The following is a 15,493-nucleotide window of genomic DNA, read 5'->3' on the forward strand; positions in this document are numbered from 1 at the left end:
CTCACGCCTCCGTTGAGGTTGCGGATGCTGCGGCCACCGCGTCGCGCTTCTGCGCCCGCAGCCGGTGCATCACCTCGTTGGCCCCGCGGCCGAAATAGTCGTGCAGCAGCGTGTATTCCGCGAACAGCACGTCATAGGCATCTGCAGATGCCTCGTTCGGCATATAGACGTTCTTGTTGAGCTTGCCCATCGCCTGGCCGGCCGCGCGCACGTCCGGATAGGCCCCGGCGGCGACGGCCGCGTGGATGGCGGAGCCGAGTGCCGGCCCCTGCTCGCTGGCGATCGTGGAGATCGGCATCCGCAGCACGTCGCTGTACGTCTGCATGAGGTGTGGGTTCTTCAGCAGGCCACCGGCCACGATGAACTCGGTCACCGGAACGCCGCTGGCGTTGAAGGTCTCGACGATGGTGCGCGTTCCGAATGCCGTCGCCTCCAGCAGCGCGCGGTAGACCTCCTCCGTTCGCGTGGTCAGGGTGGTGCCGAGCACAACGCCGGAGAGCTCGTGATCGACGAGCACCGAGCGGTTGCCGCTCTGCCAGTCGAGGGCGACGAGGCCGTGCGCGCCGACCGGCTCACGGTAGGCGAGATCGGTGAGGTACTGGTGGATGCTGCTGCCTGCGGCGTCCGCGGCCTCGACGTAGCGGGCGGGAACCTGGTTCTTGACGTACCAGGCGAAGATGTCGCCGACGCCCGACTGCCCGGCCTCGTAGCCGTAGAGCCCGGAGACGATGCCGCCGTCGACGACGCCGCACATGCCAGACACCTCTGCGAGCGTGTCGGAGTTCATGACGTGGCAGGTGCTTGTGCCCATGATGGCGACCATCTGTCCTGGCAGAACGGCCTGCGCCGCCGGTGCCGTGACGTGGGCGTCGACGTTGCCGACGGCCACGGCGATGCCCTGCGGCAGTCCCGTCCAGGCTGCGGCCTCTGCACTGAGCACTCCTGCCGCATCACCGAGCTGGCCGATCCGGTGCTCGAGCTTGTCGCTGACGAAGCCGGCGAAGTCGGGGTTGAGCGCCGCGAGGAAGTCGCGTGACGGGTAGCCGCCGTCCTGCCAGATGCCCTTGTAGCCTGCGGTGCAGGCATTGCGCACGTACTCGCCGGTGAGCTGCCAGACGATCCAGTCCGCGGCCTCGACCCAGTGCTCCATCTCGGCGTAGAGCGCCGGCGCCTCCTCGAGCAGCTGCAGGCCCTTGGCGAACTCCCACTCGCTCGAGATGAGCCCGCCGTAGCGGGGCAGCCAGGCCTCTGAACGCTCGGCGGCGAGCGCGTTGATGCGGTCGGCGTGCGGCTGGGCCGCGTGGTGCTTCCACAGCTTCACGTAGGCGTGCGGTGTGTCGGCGTGCTCGTTCAGCTCGTTCAGCGGGGTGCCGTCTGCGAGCGTCGGCACCATCGTGCATGCGGTGAAGTCGGTGGCGATGCCGATCACCTGGGCTGGGTCGATGCCGGCGGCCGCGACGGCGGCAGGCACGGCGCTCTTCAGCACGGCGACGTAGTCGGCTGGCACCTGGAGCGCCCAGTCAGGGGCGAGGGCGACGGGCGCGCCGGCGGCCGCGGCCGGGCCAGCGGTCAGTACGGTGTCCATCACGGCGTGCGGGTAGTCGAGGGTGGCGCTGCCGAGCTCGGCCCCATCGGAGACGCGCACCACGACGGCACGGCCGGAGAGGGTGCCGTAGTCGACACCGATCACGAACTGCTCGGTCTGAGCGGAATGCTCGGCCACCGGGCGGGCGGGGGTGCTGCTGGGGGTCACGTCGTGGACTCCTTCGTCTGGGCCGTTCGGCCGCCATCCTGTCGGTCGCAGAAGTCGGCCGGCACGGGTGACCGCCGATTTCTACAACGTTGTAGAAGAGTAACATTCCCGGCACGGTCCGTCTACGCGGGGCCTGATAGCTTGGGATACCGCGCCGGATCGGCGCCCGATCCAGAAGGGGACCCCATGGCCGCAACGCTCTCCGACGTCGCCGCCATCGCCGGCGTCTCGATCAAGACCGTCTCGAATGTGATCCACGACTACCCGCACATCCGCCCGGCCACGAAGCAGCGCGTGCTCGACGCCATCGAGGCCACCGGCTACCGCCCGAATCTCACCGCGCGCAACCTCCGCACCGGGCGCACCGGCGTCATCAGCCTCGTCGTGCCGACCCTGCGGAACCCCTACTTCGCCGAACTCGCCGAGGCCGTGATGGACGCCGCCGACCGCGAGGGTCTCTCCGTGCTGATCGAGCAGTCGCGGGGCTCGGATGCCGGGGCGGCCAGGGCCAGCAAGGCACAGCTCGTCGACGGCATGCTGTTCAGCACGCTCGGCCCCGAGCAGGAGGACACCGGTCTCTACGCCCAGCTCGCCCCGACGCTCGATGGCGGCACGAGCGAGCCGTTGGTCGACCACGTGACCATGCGCAACACCGAGGCGATCCGCGCCGCGACGGAGCACCTCATCGGACTCGGCCGCACCCGCATCGCCGCGATCGGCGCCCGCCCCGGCGACGTGTCGGGGGCCGCCAGCCTGCGCCTGCTCGGCTACCGGCAGGCGCTCGAGGCCGCCGGCACTGCCGAGCGCGCTGAGCTCGTGCGTCCCGTCGCCACCTGGACCCGCTTCGACGGCGCGGCCGAGACGGAGCGCCTGCTCGCCGAGGGGGTCGAGGTCGACGGCATCGTCGCCTTCAACGATGCGCTGGCACTCGGCGCCCTGCGCGCACTCGGGCAGCGCGGCATCCGCGTGCCAGAGCAGGTCTCGGTGATCGGTTTCGACGACCTCGACGAGTCCCGATACTCGCTGCCTGCACTCAGCACGATCAGCCCGGGTCGCGAGCAGATCGCCGCGCTGGCCGTGCAGATGCTCGCAGAACGGATCGCAGCCAGGGACGAGCCACTGCCTGCACGCAACATCACCGTGCCGTTCACGCTCGTCGAGCGGGAATCGACGGCGCGGGCGTGACAGGCTGGGCAGATGAACAAGGTTGACGACGATGTCGACGAGTTCCTCGCCGCGATCGAGGGCGAGGCCGGAGCGTCCATGCGCGCCGTCGACGCCCGGATCCGCGCCGCGCTGCCAGACCTCTCGCGTGTGCTCTGGCGCGGGGTGTTCTGGGGCGGAACGGAACAGGCGATCATCGGCTACGGCGATCTGCTCCAACCCCGGCCGAAGGGCCAGGCCGTCGAGTGGTTCCTGATCGGGCTCGCGCAACAGAAGAGGCACATCAGCCTCTACGTGAACGCGGCTGATGCCGCCGGCTACCTGGGTGCGCAGTACGCCGCCGAGCTCGGCACCGTCACGATCGGCGCCGCCAGCATCGGCTTCCGCTCGGCGAGCGATCTGGACCTCGACGCGCTGGAGCGCATGGTGATCCGCGCCAGGGAACTCTCCGGACTCTGAGCGCCACGCCTTAGTCGTGCAGGTACCGCCAGGGCAGCTCGCGCATGTCGAGTCGGTGGCGCGGCCCGGGAGCATCGAGGAGCACGGGGTCGACGGATCCGTCCGCTCCGTATGCGGCGTCCGCCTGCCAGAGCGCGACCGTTCGGTCGGGGGCGAACCGGGTCGCGTACTCGACGATGGGCTGCAGCCGCGCCGCCCGCAGCGCGTCCTCGCTTGATGGCACTCCGATCAGTCCGAACAGGGTGACCCAGGTGGGCGGGAACAGCGTGAGCTCGCCGGCTGCATGCATCGCGAGCGCACCCTCCGGCGAGACCCAGCGGTGCGCAACCGCCTCGTTCGGCTCCAGCGCGATGGGCCCGCTCGGCGCCGCGGCCAGATAGAACCATGTGCGCAACGGCTTCGGCGATTCCCGAGGCGGATGCCAGCGCGACACCGGCACGAGTGTGTCCTCATCCAGCAGCAGGCCGGTCTCCTCGCGGGTCTCGCGTGCGGCTGCGCGGCGGCTCGCCGCGGCTTCCTCCCCCATGGGCAGCTCGAGCAGACTCTCGACGATAGACGGGCCGGCCCCGGCCACGATGAGATCCGCGGGGTCGACGGCGCCGCCGGGGAATACCCAGGCACCGGCGAAACTCCCTCGGTCGTGCGGGCGCTCAAGCAGCAGAACCTCGACCCCGGAATCGTCGGAATCGCGCAGCAGAACGACCGTCGCGGCCAGCCCGATTGCGTTGCCGGGTGCGGTGAGTCCATTCGCTTCCATCGACGCCCCTCTCGGAGCCAGAATACGGCAGCACGAGGCGGCCGGCGCGGGTAGGCTGCCGTCATGAGCGCAGCGATCGTGGCCACGAGCCGGCTCACCCGGCGCCTGCTCGCGCCGAATCCCGGGCCGATGACCCTCGACGGGACGAACTCCTATCTGCTGGCCGCCCCCGGTGGTGCAGCATCCGTCGTCGTGGACCCTGGACCGCTCGACGAGGCACACCTGCAGGCCCTGGCCGCTACCCCCGTCGAGCTGATCCTCGTCACGCACCGGCACGCCGACCACACGGCCGGGTCCGCTCGGCTCGCCGCGTTGACCGGCGCCCCGGTGCGCGCGCTCGACCCGGCGCACTGCTTCGGTGGCGAGCCGCTCCGAGACGGCGAGCAGCTCACGGCCGCCGGTGTCGACATTCGGGTCGTCGCAACACCAGGTCACACCGCCGACTCCGTCTGCTTCCTGCTCGGCAACGACGCCCCGCTGGACACGGCGGCGAGCGGCAGCGCCGCGATTGGCGCCGTGCTGACGGGTGACACGATCCTCGGCCGCGGGAGCACCGTCATCGCGCATCCGGACAGCACGCTGGCCGAGTACCTCGACTCGCTCGACACCCTCGCGGCCATCGGCCCCGCACTGGTCCTGCCCGGTCACGGGCCGGTGCTGCCGAGCCTGGCCGAGATCTGCGCGCAGTACCGAGAGCACCGGATGCAGCGACTCGACGAGGTGCGCGCGGCACTCGCAGTGCTCGAGGGCGAGCTGGGCGGGGCGCCGGCGCTCCACGAGCCGTTCGTCGCGCGCATCACCGCCATCGTCTACCCGGATGTCGACGCGCACGTCCTGCCAGCGGCCGAGGCCTCCGTGCGGGCGCAGCTCGTCTACCTGCTCGACTAGCCCGCGGCTGCCACCTCCCCAAACACGCAGAAACGGTCCCCTCCCGAGTCGGGAGGTGACCGTTTCTACGAGCTCGCCCTACTTCGTGAGCGCGAAGCCGGCAGCCCAGCCGACCTTCTCCTGCACGGCGAGCGTCAGCTGCAGGAAGCCGATCGCCTCGAGCTCGCGGGCGCGGGCCATCGAACCGGCGTCAACGGCGTCGACTCCTGCGGCACCAAGCACCGAGGCGAGGAGCGCCTTGGCGTCGCCGTCGTCTCCGGCGATCAGCACGGTGGTCGGAGCGGCGCCGCCGACGCTCTTGCTCGCGAGGGTCGCGGCGAAGTTGGTGTTGAAGGCCTTGAGCACGGTGGAGTCGGGCAGCTTGCCTGCGATCACGGACGCGGCAGAGCCGTCGGCGGGGACGACGAGCGAGTCGAAGGTCTCAAAGTTGAGCGGGTTGGTGATGTCGACGACGACCTTGCCTGCCAGCTTCTCGCCGTGGGCGGCGATGATGTCGGCGACGGCGGGGTAACCGACCGCGAGAACGACGATGTCACCGGTGATGGCGGCATCCGCGTCACGGCCGATGAACTCGACGGTGTTTCCGCCGGCTGCGACGATGTCGCCGATCGCGGTGCCCATGTTGCCGTTTCCGATGATGCTGACCGTTGTCATGTGAGTGCCCTTCAATCTGCGCCGCGGCGCTTTAGTTGTTCCAACAAGTAAAACCATAGACCCTTTTACTTGTTGCGTCAACTATTGCCGGAACAACCGCTAGAATGGTCACATGAGCGAGAACAGTGCGACGACCCCCGCGCTCGACGCGCGCCCGATGACCCCGGACGAGATGGCGGCATGGCAGCGCCTGGCCGCCGTCGTCGAGCTGCTGCCGCCTGCCCTGGACGCGCAGCTGCTCCGCGACGCCAAGCTCACCCACTTCGAGTACACGGTTCTCATGGTGCTGGCGGATGCCGCGGCGCACACGGCCCGCATGACCGCGATCGCCTCGAGCACCAACGCGACGCTCCCCCGGCTCTCCCATGTCGTGCGCCGACTCGAGGAGCGCGGGCTGGTCGAGCGCTTCCCGTGCCCCGAGGACCGGCGTGCCACGAACGCGCGCATCACGGATGCCGGCCTCGCCCTGCTCGACGCCGCGGCTCCCGGCCACCACGACACGGTGCGCTCCGTCGTCCTCGACGCGCTGAACCCCGAGCAGCTCGACCAGCTCTACCTGATCGCCGGCTCCCTGCTTGAGCGACTCGATCCAGACGGCAAGCTCGCCGCGACGGCCTGCCACCCGGCCAAGGCCGCCACGGCCTAGACGCGCCGACCCCGCGGGGCGCCGAACTCGTCGAATCGGCTCCCGCGCGGCGCCAGAGGCGACGGTTTCTACGAGTTCGCGGGCCCGCCGGGGGTGTCGGGGCTGCGCGATTCGGCGGCGGCCTCGGCTGCTTCGGCGGCGTCGGCGGCGTCGGCGGCCTCCGCGGCGGACGCCGCGTCCACGGCATCCGCGATCTCGTCGGCGATGAGCAGATCGGCGCGCACGTACTCGGTGCGGTACGCCGCGCGGCCGATCATGTGCGCCGTCATCGGCTGCGTCATCATCTGGAAGCCGAGCACCAGGATCAACGTCGACGCGACGCCCCAGCTGGGGTTGAGCAGCCAGATCGCCACACAGATCGCCGCGACACCGAGGATCTGCGGCTTCGTCGATGCGTGCAGTCGCGAGAGCACGTCGGGGAAGCGCACGATGCCGATGCCGGCAGCCATCGAGAGGAAGGCGCTGAGCAGAATGAGGATGCCGGCGACGATCTCGTTCATGCCGCGTCCTGCTTCGACATGAACCGCGCGATGCTGATCGAGCCGACGATGGCGAACATCGCCAACACCAGCAGAACGGGCAGTGTGTCGGTGTGCCGATTGATCGCCATCTCGGCGCCGAGCGCACAGATCGCGATGGCGAGCATCACGTCGGCGGCCAGCGCCCTGTCGAGGATCGACGGCCCGCGGATGATGCGGTAGACGGCGCACAGGGCGCCGACGCCGAACATCACACCGGCCAACACGGCGACGACCATGAGAAACGACATGTCAGTCTCCCTTCCTTCTGGCGCCGACGGTGCCGACCCCGCCGTCACGTTGACGCCGGTCGGCCCGGATCCCGTCGGCCTCGTCCTTCGCGCCGATCGCCAGGACGATCCGCTCCTCGGTGCCGAGCACCTCACGCCGGATCCGGTCGATGTCCTCGCTCGTGCGGGTGCCGAGCGCGTGGATGTAGAGGATCGCGTGCTCCCGGTCGGCATCGATGACGACGGTGCCAGGCACCAGCGAGATCGAGACGGCGGTGAGGGTGATCACGAGGTCGCTGCGCGTGTGCAGCTTGATGGCCAGAATCGAGTTGATCGGCTGGTAGCGCGGGTTGATGGCGAGCCACGCCACGAACACCGACGCCACGATGATGTCGTAGACCATCCGAGCGACGAAGATGAGCAGCCGCCACGGGTTGAGCCGCCCGCTCAGCGCGATCGGCGGCAGGTAGAAGACGCGGGTCACCAGCAGCGCCAGCGCCGTTCCGGTGACGACCGTCATCACGGTGATGTCGTCCCAGAGCAGCATCCACAGCACGACCAGGATCACGAGCAGCGGGAACTGCCGCCACAGGTTCTGTCGGTGCGTCTGCTCCGTCTCGGGGAACGCGGGCCCACTCGGAACCCGGTTGGTCGGGATGACGCCGCCGCGCATCGTCGGCCGTGTCGGTGGGATCGATCCATTGCGCTCGGTCACTGCACACCCCCGGGGAAGACGGTGTCGATGTAGCTCGTCGGCGTCTCCAGATTCTCGGCCGCACGCTCGGCGAAGCCGAACAGCGGGCCGGCGAACACGGTCAGTGCGACCGTGAGGGCCACCATCCCGGTCGTGACGGCGAGCATCGACGCCGGAACGGTGCGCGTCTTGACCGCGACGGAGGTGTCCGGTGCCTCCGGTGCCTCCTGCAGCGACTCGATCAGTACGGACTCGTAACCCTTGAGCTCGCTCTGACCGCGCCAGAAGGCCATATTCCAGAAACGGGCGAGAGCGTAGAGCGTGAGCAGCGAGGTGACGGCGCCGGCCGCGATGCCCACCCACACCAGCGGGCTCGGCGCGTCGACGCCGGCGGCGAACAGGCCGACCTTGCCGATGAAGCCGGAGAACGGCGGGATGCCGCCGAGGTTGAGGGCCGGGATGAAGAAGAGGATCGCGACGAGCGGTGACGCCTTGAGCAGCCCGGCGAGCCGGTTGATCGACGTTGCACCACCGATGCGCTCGATCAGACCGGTCGTGAGGAACAGGGTCGTCTGCACCGTGATGTGGTGCACGACGTAGTAGATCGTCGCGGCGAGGCCGAGCGTCGACGACAGGCCGATTCCGAACAGCATGTAACCGATGTGGCTGACCAGGGTGAACGAGAGCAGTCGTTTGATGTCGGCCTGGGCGAGGGCTCCGAGGATGCCGACGACCATCGTCAGGCTGCCGACCACCAGGAACAGCGCGCTGAGGTCCTGGCCCGCGAAGAGCACCGTCTCCGTGCGGATGAGCGCGTACACACCCACCTTGGTCAGCAAGCCGGCGAACACGGCGGTCACCGGCGCAGGCGCCGTCGGGTACGAGTCGGGCAACCAGAACGAGAGCGGGAACACGGCCGCCTTGATCCCGAATCCGATCAGCAGCAGCAGGTGCAGCACGAGCTGCACATCGGCGGGGAGCTCGCCCAGCCGCACGGAGAGCTGGGCCATGTTGACGGTGCCCGTCGCACCGTAGATCAGCGCGATCGAGGCGAGGAAGAACAGCGAGCTGACGAGGCTGACGATGATGTACGTGACGCCGGCGCGGATCCGCTCGCCCGTTCCGCCGAGGGTGAGCAGCACATAGCTTGAGGCGAGCAGCACCTCGAAGCCGACGTAGAGATTGAAGAGGTCGCCGGCGATGAAGGTGGTGAAGACGCCGGCGGACAGGATCAGGTAGCTGGGGTGGAAGATCGACACCGGGGTCTCGCGGTGCCGGTCGGCCACGCCCTGGCCGATGGAGTAGATGAGAACGCCGAGCAGCATGATCGACGAGATCAGCAGCATGATCGCCGAGAGCCGGTCGACGACGAGGGCGATCCCCCAGGGGGCGGCCCAGCCGCCGACGGCCACGACCGCGGTGCCGTTGACGTCGATCAGCCAGAGCTGGACCGCGCTGATCGCGACGGTCAGTGTGAGCGCCGTGCTGCTGATGGCCACCTGCAGGCGCGGCTGGCGGCCGAGGATCACCGTGAGGGCGGCCGCGATCAGCGGGATGAGAACCATGAGCGGGATGAGCTGGGGCATCAGCGGGTTCCCTCCCTGTTCGAGTCGCCGTTGTCGTGGCCGCCGTGCGGCGGTTCGCTCGGTGCGTCGAGCGCGGTGAGTTCGGCGAGCAGCTCAGCGGCATCCGCGTCGGCGTCGTCGGCGCTGTCGTCGACATCACCGGCCGCGTCGAGGTGCTCCTCGCTGGCGTCGAGGATGGCCTGGATGGCGGTGTCGTCAGCCTCGGAGCGGCGCAGCTCCGCCGCGGAGGCGAGCGCGTCCTCGAGATCCTGCTCCTCGTCGTCGATGAGGTCGCCCTTGGCACCGAGCTGGGCGAGCCACCAGGAGCGGTAGATGAGGGCGAGCATGAACGCGGTGATTCCGAGGTTGATGACGATGGCCGTGAGGATCAGCGCCTGCGGCAACGGGTCGGAGATCTCGGATGGATCGACGCCGTCCTCCATGATCGGGCCGAGGCCGGGGCGACCGCTCATCAGGAACAACAGGATGTTGGTGGCATTGCCGACGAGGAGGAAGCCGATCAGCACGCGGGTGAGGCTGCGCTCGAGCAGCACGTAGACGCCGGAGGCGTACATCACGGCCATGAGCAGGATCAGGGTCATCGAGGCGTTCATGCTGGCTCCCCCTCGACCGGGTTCGGCTTGGCGGAGTCGACGTCGGAGCTGCTCGGCCGCTCATACTCGGCCTCGGCGTCGCCGTCGTCCTGGTCTTCCTGCTGCCGGTCGACCTCGCTGCCGAGGCTGCGCAGGATGTCGAGCACGAGCCCGAACACCACGAGGTAGACACCGATGTCGAAGATCGTCGATGTGCCGATCGAGATCTCGCCGAGCACGGGGATGCTCGCCTCGAACCACGAGGACTCCAACACCTCCAGCCCGAAGAACATCGAGCTGAGCGCGGTACCGACGGCCAGCAGCAGGCCCGTTCCGAGCAGCTTGCCCGCGTCGATCGGCACGGCCTCAGCCAGCTCGTAGCGGCCGCCGGCCAGATACCGGGCGACGAGGGCGAGGCCGGCCAGCAGGCCACCGGCGAAGCCACCGCCCGGCTGGTTGTGGCCGACGAAGAGCAGGTAGATCGAGACGATGATGGCGGGGTGGAACAGCAGCCGGACGAGCACCTCGATGATGATCGAGCGGTTCTGCGGGGAGAGCGTCCGCCCGGCGAGCAGCCAGGTCTGCCGTGACACCGCGCTCGCGTTCAGCACGGGGCGGTTCCGGCGTTCGCCGCCGCCCTCCATGCGCTCGACGGGTGCGGCGCGGCCGGAGATGAACACCAGGCTCGCGACACCGGTCGCCACGGCGACGAGCACCGCGACCTCGCCCATGGTGTCCCATGCGCGGATGTCGACGAGCATCACGTTGACGATGTTCTTGCCGTGCGCCTCGGCGGCAAGGCCAGGCAGCCCGGCCGAGATGGATGCCGCCTCGCGGGCGCCGAGGGCGATCACCGCGATCACGGCCATCACCGTTCCGGCGAGGATGCCGAGCACGGCACGCAGCCCCTTGTGCACAGACTTGTTGCGCACAGCCATCTGCTGCGGCAGCCGGCGCAGCACGAGCACGAAGACGACGATGGTGAGCGTCTCGACGAGCGCCTGGGTGAGTGCCAGGTCCGGCGCACCGCCCATCGCGAAGAGCAGCACGAGGCCGTAGCCGGTCACGCCGACGAGGAGCACGGCCGTCATCCGGTGCCCGGCGACGGCTGCACCGATCGCGGCCATGGCCATCACCAGCGCGATGAAGGGCTGGACGGCATAGTCCCATGGCACGACGCCATCCGGCCAGCTGCGGTTGACCGCGGCAGAGAGGCCGAGACCGAGCACGAAGACGCCGATGATCACGGCCAGGTAGGCGGGCAGGCCACCTCGTTGGATGCGCGTGGTGAGCACAGCGGCGAAGCGGTCGAGCGCGCGCATGAACTGCACGTAGTCGCGGGCGGCGTCGAGCGTCGCCGGGACCTTGGCCTGCAGCCTGGCCACCTGACGACGGCGCAGCAGCACGAGGAATCCGAGCAGCAGCACGACGGCCGAGATCGCCAGCGCCGGCTCGAAGCCGTGCCAGAGCGCCAGGTGTTGCTCGTGCGGGCCGGGCAGCGTGTCCGCGTACGGGGCGACGAGCGTCTCGACGACGGATGCCGCAAGCCCCCCGCCGATCGTGGCGAGCGAGAGCACGATCGGCCCGAGCAGGATGCTGGAACCGGTCGGGTGCAGCTCCATGGCCCCGACGTCTGGCTTGCTGAAGAAGGCACCCCAGAAGAACCGGAGGCTGTACGCGACGGTCAGCACGGAGCCGACGATGACACCGGAGAGGGCGGCCCAGGCCCAGAACTCGTCCGGCCCCGTCGTCGATTCCAGCAGCGAGCCGAACACGCTCTCCTTCGCCACGAATCCGAGCAGCGGGGGCAGGCCGGCCATCGAGGCGACGGCGATGCCGGCCGTCGTCGCGAGCAGCGGCATCCGTCGGCCGAGCCCGGAGAGCTTGCGCCAGTCTCTGGTGCCCGTCGCGTGGTCGATGATGCCGACGACGAGGAAGAGCGTTGCCTTGTAGAGCGCGTGCGCGAGCAGCAGGGCGGCACCGGCCAGTGCTGCGTCCCTGGTGCCGAAGCCGAGCATGATCGTGAGGAAGCCGAGCTGGCTGACGGTGCCGTAGGCGAGGAGCAGTTTGAGGTCGTACTGGCGCATCGCGCGCCAGCCGCCGACGAGCATGGTCAGCACACCCACCGTCACGAGGATCGGCTGCCAGAGCGGCTGGTCGGCGTAGCCGGGGGCAAAGCGGGCGATGACGTAGATGCCGGCCTTGACCATGGCGGCGGCGTGCAGGTACGCGCTGACCGGGGTGGGCGCGGCCATCGCGGCGGGCAGCCAGAAGTGGAACGGAACGAGCGCGCTCTTGCTCAGCGCGCCGAGCAGCACGAGCACGATCGCGACCTGGCCGAACACCCCGCCGACCGGGTTTGCCACGATCTCGGTGAGCGATGTCGAGCCGGCCGCGACCGAGAGCATGACGATGCCGACGAGCATCGCGAGCCCGCCGAATGTGGTCACGGTCAGCGCCTGCAGCGCGGCACCGCGGCTGGATCGGCGGCCGGTGTGGTGCCCGATCAGCAGGTAGGAGAGCACGCTCGTGGCCTCCCAGAACACGAACATGACGATCACGTCGTCGCTCGTGACGAGGCCGTACATCACCCCGGCGAAGGCGAGCAGCAGGGCGGCGAAGCGGCCGAGGCCCGGCTCGTCGTCGCTGAAATACCGCGCGCAGTAGGCCAGCACGAGCGCACCGACACCCGTGACGATGAGGGCGAGGAGCAGCGACAACGGGTCGATGCGGAAGCTGAGAGAGATGCCGAGTTGCGGGATCCACTCGACGGACTCGGTGACGGGGGTGCCGGCCAGGATGCCGGGCGCCTGCGCGAGCGTCACCGCGAACAACGCGGCCGGCGCCAGGGCGATCACCCAGAAGACGCGAGCCTTGAGCCATGTCGCCAGCAGCGGGGTGAGAATCGCGAGAAGTCCGACCGCCACAAGGGAGAAGATCATCAATCTCCCCCGCCAGTCGTCGTGTGGCTACAGAATACCAAGGCACACCCCTGCGCGTCTTCGACTAAACTCGAATGTTGCAGCCGAGTCAGGGGCACCGCGCTGGAGCATTTCAGGCTCGCGCCGACCGCTCAGGGTCATCTCAGGGACATCCCCCATTCGCGGGGCACGCCAACACCACGTAAGCTCTGCCTACGAGCTTGAGGGGGCACGCTGTGACAACGAATGATTTGGCCATGACCGGCACGACAATCGATCCGTCCGGGTGCAATTGCGATGACTGCCTGCGTGGATCGAGCATTCCCCTGCACCGCGCGACCGCCGCTCATCTGCAGGGGCTGATGAACGGCGATCTCGCGAATGCGACGGGCCTTGACCTCAGCGACATCGAGGCGGTGCTCGACGGCCTCTGAGGCACGGTTCGGCTACGGCGTGCGGTTCTCCGCCCCGACCATCCAGGCGTACTGTTCGATCTTCTCGATGATCGTGTGCAGGATGTCGGCGCTCGTCGGGTCTGCGGCGTCGACGACGTCGTGCACAGAACGGGCGGTGCCTGCGACGGCCTGCAGCCTGGCGGTGATGAGGTCGACGGTCTCCGCCGTGTCCGTCTCGCCCGCCGGGTAGACGGGCAGCGTCGTGGTGGCCGCGATCGTGTCACTCCGGCCGTCCGGAACCGAGTGCAACGCACGCATGCGTTCGGCCACGACGTCGGAGAACTCGCGTGCGGAGTCGATGATCTCGTCGAGCTGCAGGTGCAGATCGCGGAAGTTCTTGCCGACCACGTTCCAGTGCGCCTGCTTGCCCTGTAGCTGCAGTTCCAGAAGTTCGACGAGCACCTGCTGCAGGGCGTCACTGAGTTTCTTCGATGCGGTGAACGGGCTCGCCGTTGCCTTCTTGCGCGCGTGCTTCGTCGTTGGGCGTTCCAGAGTGTCGGTCATCGTGCCTTCCTTCCGTCGAGCCACCCCTGCCCTGCTCGGTGGGGCAGAGCCCGGGGCGCTCCTTCGAGGCTAACCCCGCCACCGGCCCACGCACAGGGGGTGTCGTGAAGACTCCGGAGATACCCAGCACCGGCGGAGGCGGAAACGCCGAAGGGAGGCCAGATTCGAAGAATCTGGCCTCCCTTCGCGGGAATCGCCTCCCGTTAGTCGGTGCCGGAGTCGAAGGCTGCGCCCTCGGAGGCGACGTCGGTCGCCCGCTCCAGGGCATCGGTCGCGGCATCCGGGTGACCGATCTCGAGGATGTCGCTGGCTGCACCCGATTCGAGCTTGCCGACGAGCTCGGCGGTCGCTCCGCCGATGATGCCGGCCGACGCGTACTGCTCGAGCCGCGAACGCGAGTCGGCGATGTCGAGGTTGCGCATGGTGAGCTGGCCGATGCGGTCGTCCGGGCCGAAGGCCGAGTCGCCGACGCGCTCCATCGAGAGCTTGTCCGGGTGGTAGCTGAGGTGCGGGCCCGTTGTGTTGAGGATCGTGTAGTCGTCGCCGCGGCGGAGCTTGACGGTGACCTCACCGGTGACGGCGGAGCCGACCCACTTCTGAATGGACTCGCGCAGCATGAGCGACTGCGGGTCGAGCCAGCGGCCCTCGTACATCAGGCGGCCGAGGCGGCGGCCCTGCTCGTGGTAGTTGGCGACGGTGTCCTCGTTGTGGATCGCGTTCAGCAGGCGCTCGTAGGTGATGTGCAGCAGCGCCATGCCGGGGGCCTCGTAGATGCCGCGGCTCTTCGCCTCGATGATGCGGTTCTCGATCTGGTCGGACATGCCGAGGCCGTGACGGCCACCGATCTTGTTGGCCTCGAGCACGAGCGCGACGGGGTCGGCGAACTCGACGCCGTTGATGGCGACGGGTCGGCCGGCCTCGAAGCGCACCGAGACGACCTCGGTCGCGACCTCGACGTCATCGCGCCAGCTGGCGACGCCCATGATCGGGGTGACGAGCTCGATGCCGCTGGAGAGCTCCTCGAGCAGCTTGGCCTCGTGGGTCGCGCCCCAGATGTTGGCGTCGGTCGAGTAGGCCTTCTCGGCCGAGTCGCGGTACGGGTAACCGCGGGCGACGAGCCACTCGCTCATCTCGGTGCGGCCGCCGAGCTCCTGCACGAAGGTGCTGTCGAGCCACGGCTTGTAGATGCGCAGGCGCGGGTTGGCGAGCAGACCGTAGCGGTAGAAACGCTCGATGTCGTTGCCCTTGTAGGTCGAGCCGTCGCCCCAGATGTCGACGCCGTCTTCCTTCATGGCGCGCACGAGCATGGTGCCGGTGACGGCACGGCCGAGCGGCGTGGTGTTGAAGTAGGTCTTGCCGCCGGAGCGGATGTGGAACGCGCCGCAGGCCAGGGCGACGAGGCCCTCCTCGACCAGTGCCGACTTGGCGTCGACGAGGCGGGCGATCTCGGCGCCGTACTCGAGCGCGCGGCCGGGGACGGCGTCGATGTCGGGCTCGTCCGGCTGGCCGATGTCTGCGGTGTATGTGCAGGGCACCGCGCCCTTCTCTCGCATCCAGGCGACGGCGACGGAGGTATCGAGACCACCGGAGAAGGCGATGCCGACGCGTTCGCCGACAGGAAGAGAGCTGAGCACCTTAGACATAGCTAAAACCTTATTCCACGCGGGCGTTTCCGCTGGCATCGGCCCAGCC

The 15,493-nt window shown here is 69.0% G+C and carries 16 protein-coding genes; 5 read left to right on the forward strand and 11 right to left on the reverse strand.

Going from position 1 to position 15,493, the window contains the following annotated elements:
- Nucleotide 1 precedes the first annotated feature (1 nt).
- Nucleotides 2–1,753: a ribulokinase gene (locus tag EV379_RS13490; RefSeq protein WP_130506588.1), complete on the reverse strand. Its 1,752-nt coding sequence runs from the start codon at nt 1,751–1,753 to the stop codon at nt 2–4.
- 186 nt (nt 1,754–1,939) lie between these two features.
- Between EV379_RS13490 and EV379_RS13495 the strand changes: the two genes are divergently transcribed.
- Nucleotides 1,940–2,938 (forward strand): LacI family DNA-binding transcriptional regulator, encoded by a 999-nt coding sequence (locus EV379_RS13495; RefSeq protein ID WP_130506589.1) that lies wholly within the window; start codon nt 1,940–1,942, stop codon nt 2,936–2,938.
- 12 nt (nt 2,939–2,950) lie between these two features.
- Nucleotides 2,951–3,376 (forward strand): DUF1801 domain-containing protein, encoded by a 426-nt coding sequence (locus EV379_RS13500; RefSeq protein WP_130506590.1) that lies wholly within the window; start codon nt 2,951–2,953, stop codon nt 3,374–3,376.
- Between the two features lie 10 nt (nt 3,377–3,386).
- Here the strand turns inward: EV379_RS13500 and EV379_RS13505 are convergent, their stop codons facing one another.
- On the reverse strand, nt 3,387–4,133 hold the full coding sequence (locus EV379_RS13505; RefSeq protein ID WP_130506591.1) for an NUDIX domain-containing protein: 747 nt from the start codon (nt 4,131–4,133) through the stop codon (nt 3,387–3,389).
- A gap of 63 nt (nt 4,134–4,196) precedes the next feature.
- On the opposite strand from EV379_RS13505, the gene EV379_RS13510 reads away from it, so the two are divergent.
- Nucleotides 4,197–5,021 carry an MBL fold metallo-hydrolase gene (locus EV379_RS13510; protein ID WP_130506592.1) on the forward strand — a complete coding sequence of 275 codons (825 nt, stop codon included), beginning with the start codon at nt 4,197–4,199 and terminating at the stop codon, nt 5,019–5,021.
- Nucleotides 5,022–5,099: 78 nt separating this feature from the next.
- Here EV379_RS13510 and EV379_RS13515 read toward each other — a convergent pair whose 3' ends face one another.
- Nucleotides 5,100–5,675: an NADPH-dependent F420 reductase gene (locus EV379_RS13515; RefSeq protein ID WP_130506593.1), complete on the reverse strand. Its 576-nt coding sequence runs from the start codon at nt 5,673–5,675 to the stop codon at nt 5,100–5,102.
- A 112-nt stretch (nt 5,676–5,787) separates the two neighbouring features.
- Here EV379_RS13515 and EV379_RS13520 point away from each other — a divergent pair, with 112 nt between their 5' ends.
- Nucleotides 5,788–6,321: a MarR family winged helix-turn-helix transcriptional regulator gene (locus EV379_RS13520; protein WP_242616384.1), complete on the forward strand. Its 534-nt coding sequence runs from the start codon at nt 5,788–5,790 to the stop codon at nt 6,319–6,321.
- Nucleotides 6,322–6,389: 68 nt separating this feature from the next.
- Here EV379_RS13520 and mnhG read toward each other — a convergent pair whose 3' ends face one another.
- The 6 genes from mnhG to EV379_RS13550 are packed head-to-tail and all read right to left on the reverse strand — an operon-like array spanning nt 6,390 to nt 12,863.
- A complete protein-coding gene (gene mnhG, locus EV379_RS13525) occupies nt 6,390–6,821 on the reverse strand; it encodes a monovalent cation/H(+) antiporter subunit G (protein ID WP_130506594.1) in 432 nt (143 codons plus the stop codon).
- Nucleotides 6,818–7,090, reverse strand: a complete 273-nt coding sequence (locus EV379_RS13530) for an MrpF/PhaF family protein (protein ID WP_130506595.1) — start codon at nt 7,088–7,090, stop codon at nt 6,818–6,820. The genes mnhG and EV379_RS13530 overlap by 4 nt, the downstream gene beginning before the upstream one ends.
- Before the next feature lies 1 nt (nt 7,091).
- Nucleotides 7,092–7,784, reverse strand: a complete 693-nt coding sequence (locus EV379_RS13535; protein ID WP_130506596.1) for a Na+/H+ antiporter subunit E — start codon at nt 7,782–7,784, stop codon at nt 7,092–7,094.
- A complete protein-coding gene (locus EV379_RS13540; RefSeq protein ID WP_130506597.1) occupies nt 7,781–9,349 on the reverse strand; it encodes a Na+/H+ antiporter subunit D in 1,569 nt (522 codons plus the stop codon). Before EV379_RS13540 ends, EV379_RS13535 begins: the two co-directional genes overlap by 4 nt.
- Nucleotides 9,349–9,942 (reverse strand): sodium:proton antiporter, encoded by a 594-nt coding sequence (locus EV379_RS13545; RefSeq protein ID WP_130506598.1) that lies wholly within the window; start codon nt 9,940–9,942, stop codon nt 9,349–9,351. Before EV379_RS13545 ends, EV379_RS13540 begins: the two co-directional genes overlap by 1 nt.
- On the reverse strand, nt 9,939–12,863 hold the full coding sequence (locus tag EV379_RS13550; RefSeq protein WP_165397368.1) for a Na+/H+ antiporter subunit A: 2,925 nt from the start codon (nt 12,861–12,863) through the stop codon (nt 9,939–9,941). Before EV379_RS13550 ends, EV379_RS13545 begins: the two co-directional genes overlap by 4 nt.
- Before the next feature lie 236 nt (nt 12,864–13,099).
- On the opposite strand from EV379_RS13550, the gene EV379_RS17250 reads away from it, so the two are divergent.
- Complete coding sequence (locus EV379_RS17250; RefSeq protein WP_165397369.1) at nt 13,100–13,276, forward strand: hypothetical protein; 177 nt, start codon at nt 13,100–13,102, stop codon at nt 13,274–13,276.
- 12 nt (nt 13,277–13,288) lie between these two features.
- Here the strand turns inward: EV379_RS17250 and EV379_RS13555 are convergent, their stop codons facing one another.
- Both EV379_RS13555 and argG read right to left on the reverse strand, forming a co-directional pair.
- The gene (locus EV379_RS13555) at nt 13,289–13,801 is read right to left on the reverse strand and encodes a Dps family protein (protein WP_130506599.1); all 513 of its coding nucleotides are present in this window, start codon (nt 13,799–13,801) and stop codon (nt 13,289–13,291) included.
- Between the two features lie 203 nt (nt 13,802–14,004).
- Nucleotides 14,005–15,444: an argininosuccinate synthase gene (argG, locus tag EV379_RS13560; protein WP_130506600.1), complete on the reverse strand. Its 1,440-nt coding sequence runs from the start codon at nt 15,442–15,444 to the stop codon at nt 14,005–14,007.
- Between the last annotated feature and the right edge of the window lie 49 nt (nt 15,445–15,493).

It is taken from the genome of Microterricola gilva (assembly GCF_004217495.1).
Lineage (GTDB): Bacteria > Actinomycetota > Actinomycetes > Actinomycetales > Microbacteriaceae > Microterricola > Microterricola gilva.

Coding starts and splice junctions, on each gene's coding strand:
- EV379_RS13495 (WP_130506589.1), top strand. CDS start 1,940: ATGGCCGCAACGCTCTCCGACGTCGCCGCCATCGCCGGCGTCTCGATC.
- EV379_RS13530 (WP_130506595.1), bottom strand. CDS start 7,090: ATGTCGTTTCTCATGGTCGTCGCCGTGTTGGCCGGTGTGATGTTCGGC.
- EV379_RS13510 (WP_130506592.1), top strand. CDS start 4,197: ATGAGCGCAGCGATCGTGGCCACGAGCCGGCTCACCCGGCGCCTGCTC.
- EV379_RS13505 (WP_130506591.1), bottom strand. CDS start 4,133: ATGGAAGCGAATGGACTCACCGCACCCGGCAACGCAATCGGGCTGGCC.
- EV379_RS17250 (WP_165397369.1), top strand. CDS start 13,100: ATGACCGGCACGACAATCGATCCGTCCGGGTGCAATTGCGATGACTGC.
- EV379_RS13515 (WP_130506593.1), bottom strand. CDS start 5,675: ATGACAACGGTCAGCATCATCGGAAACGGCAACATGGGCACCGCGATC.
- EV379_RS13540 (WP_130506597.1), bottom strand. CDS start 9,349: ATGCCCCAGCTCATCCCGCTCATGGTTCTCATCCCGCTGATCGCGGCC.
- argG (WP_130506600.1), bottom strand. CDS start 15,444: ATGTCTAAGGTGCTCAGCTCTCTTCCTGTCGGCGAACGCGTCGGCATC.
- EV379_RS13500 (WP_130506590.1), top strand. CDS start 2,951: ATGAACAAGGTTGACGACGATGTCGACGAGTTCCTCGCCGCGATCGAG.
- EV379_RS13555 (WP_130506599.1), bottom strand. CDS start 13,801: ATGACCGACACTCTGGAACGCCCAACGACGAAGCACGCGCGCAAGAAG.
- EV379_RS13550 (WP_165397368.1), bottom strand. CDS start 12,863: ATGATCTTCTCCCTTGTGGCGGTCGGACTTCTCGCGATTCTCACCCCG.
- EV379_RS13545 (WP_130506598.1), bottom strand. CDS start 9,942: ATGAACGCCTCGATGACCCTGATCCTGCTCATGGCCGTGATGTACGCC.
- EV379_RS13520 (WP_242616384.1), top strand. CDS start 5,788: ATGAGCGAGAACAGTGCGACGACCCCCGCGCTCGACGCGCGCCCGATG.
- mnhG (WP_130506594.1), bottom strand. CDS start 6,821: ATGAACGAGATCGTCGCCGGCATCCTCATTCTGCTCAGCGCCTTCCTC.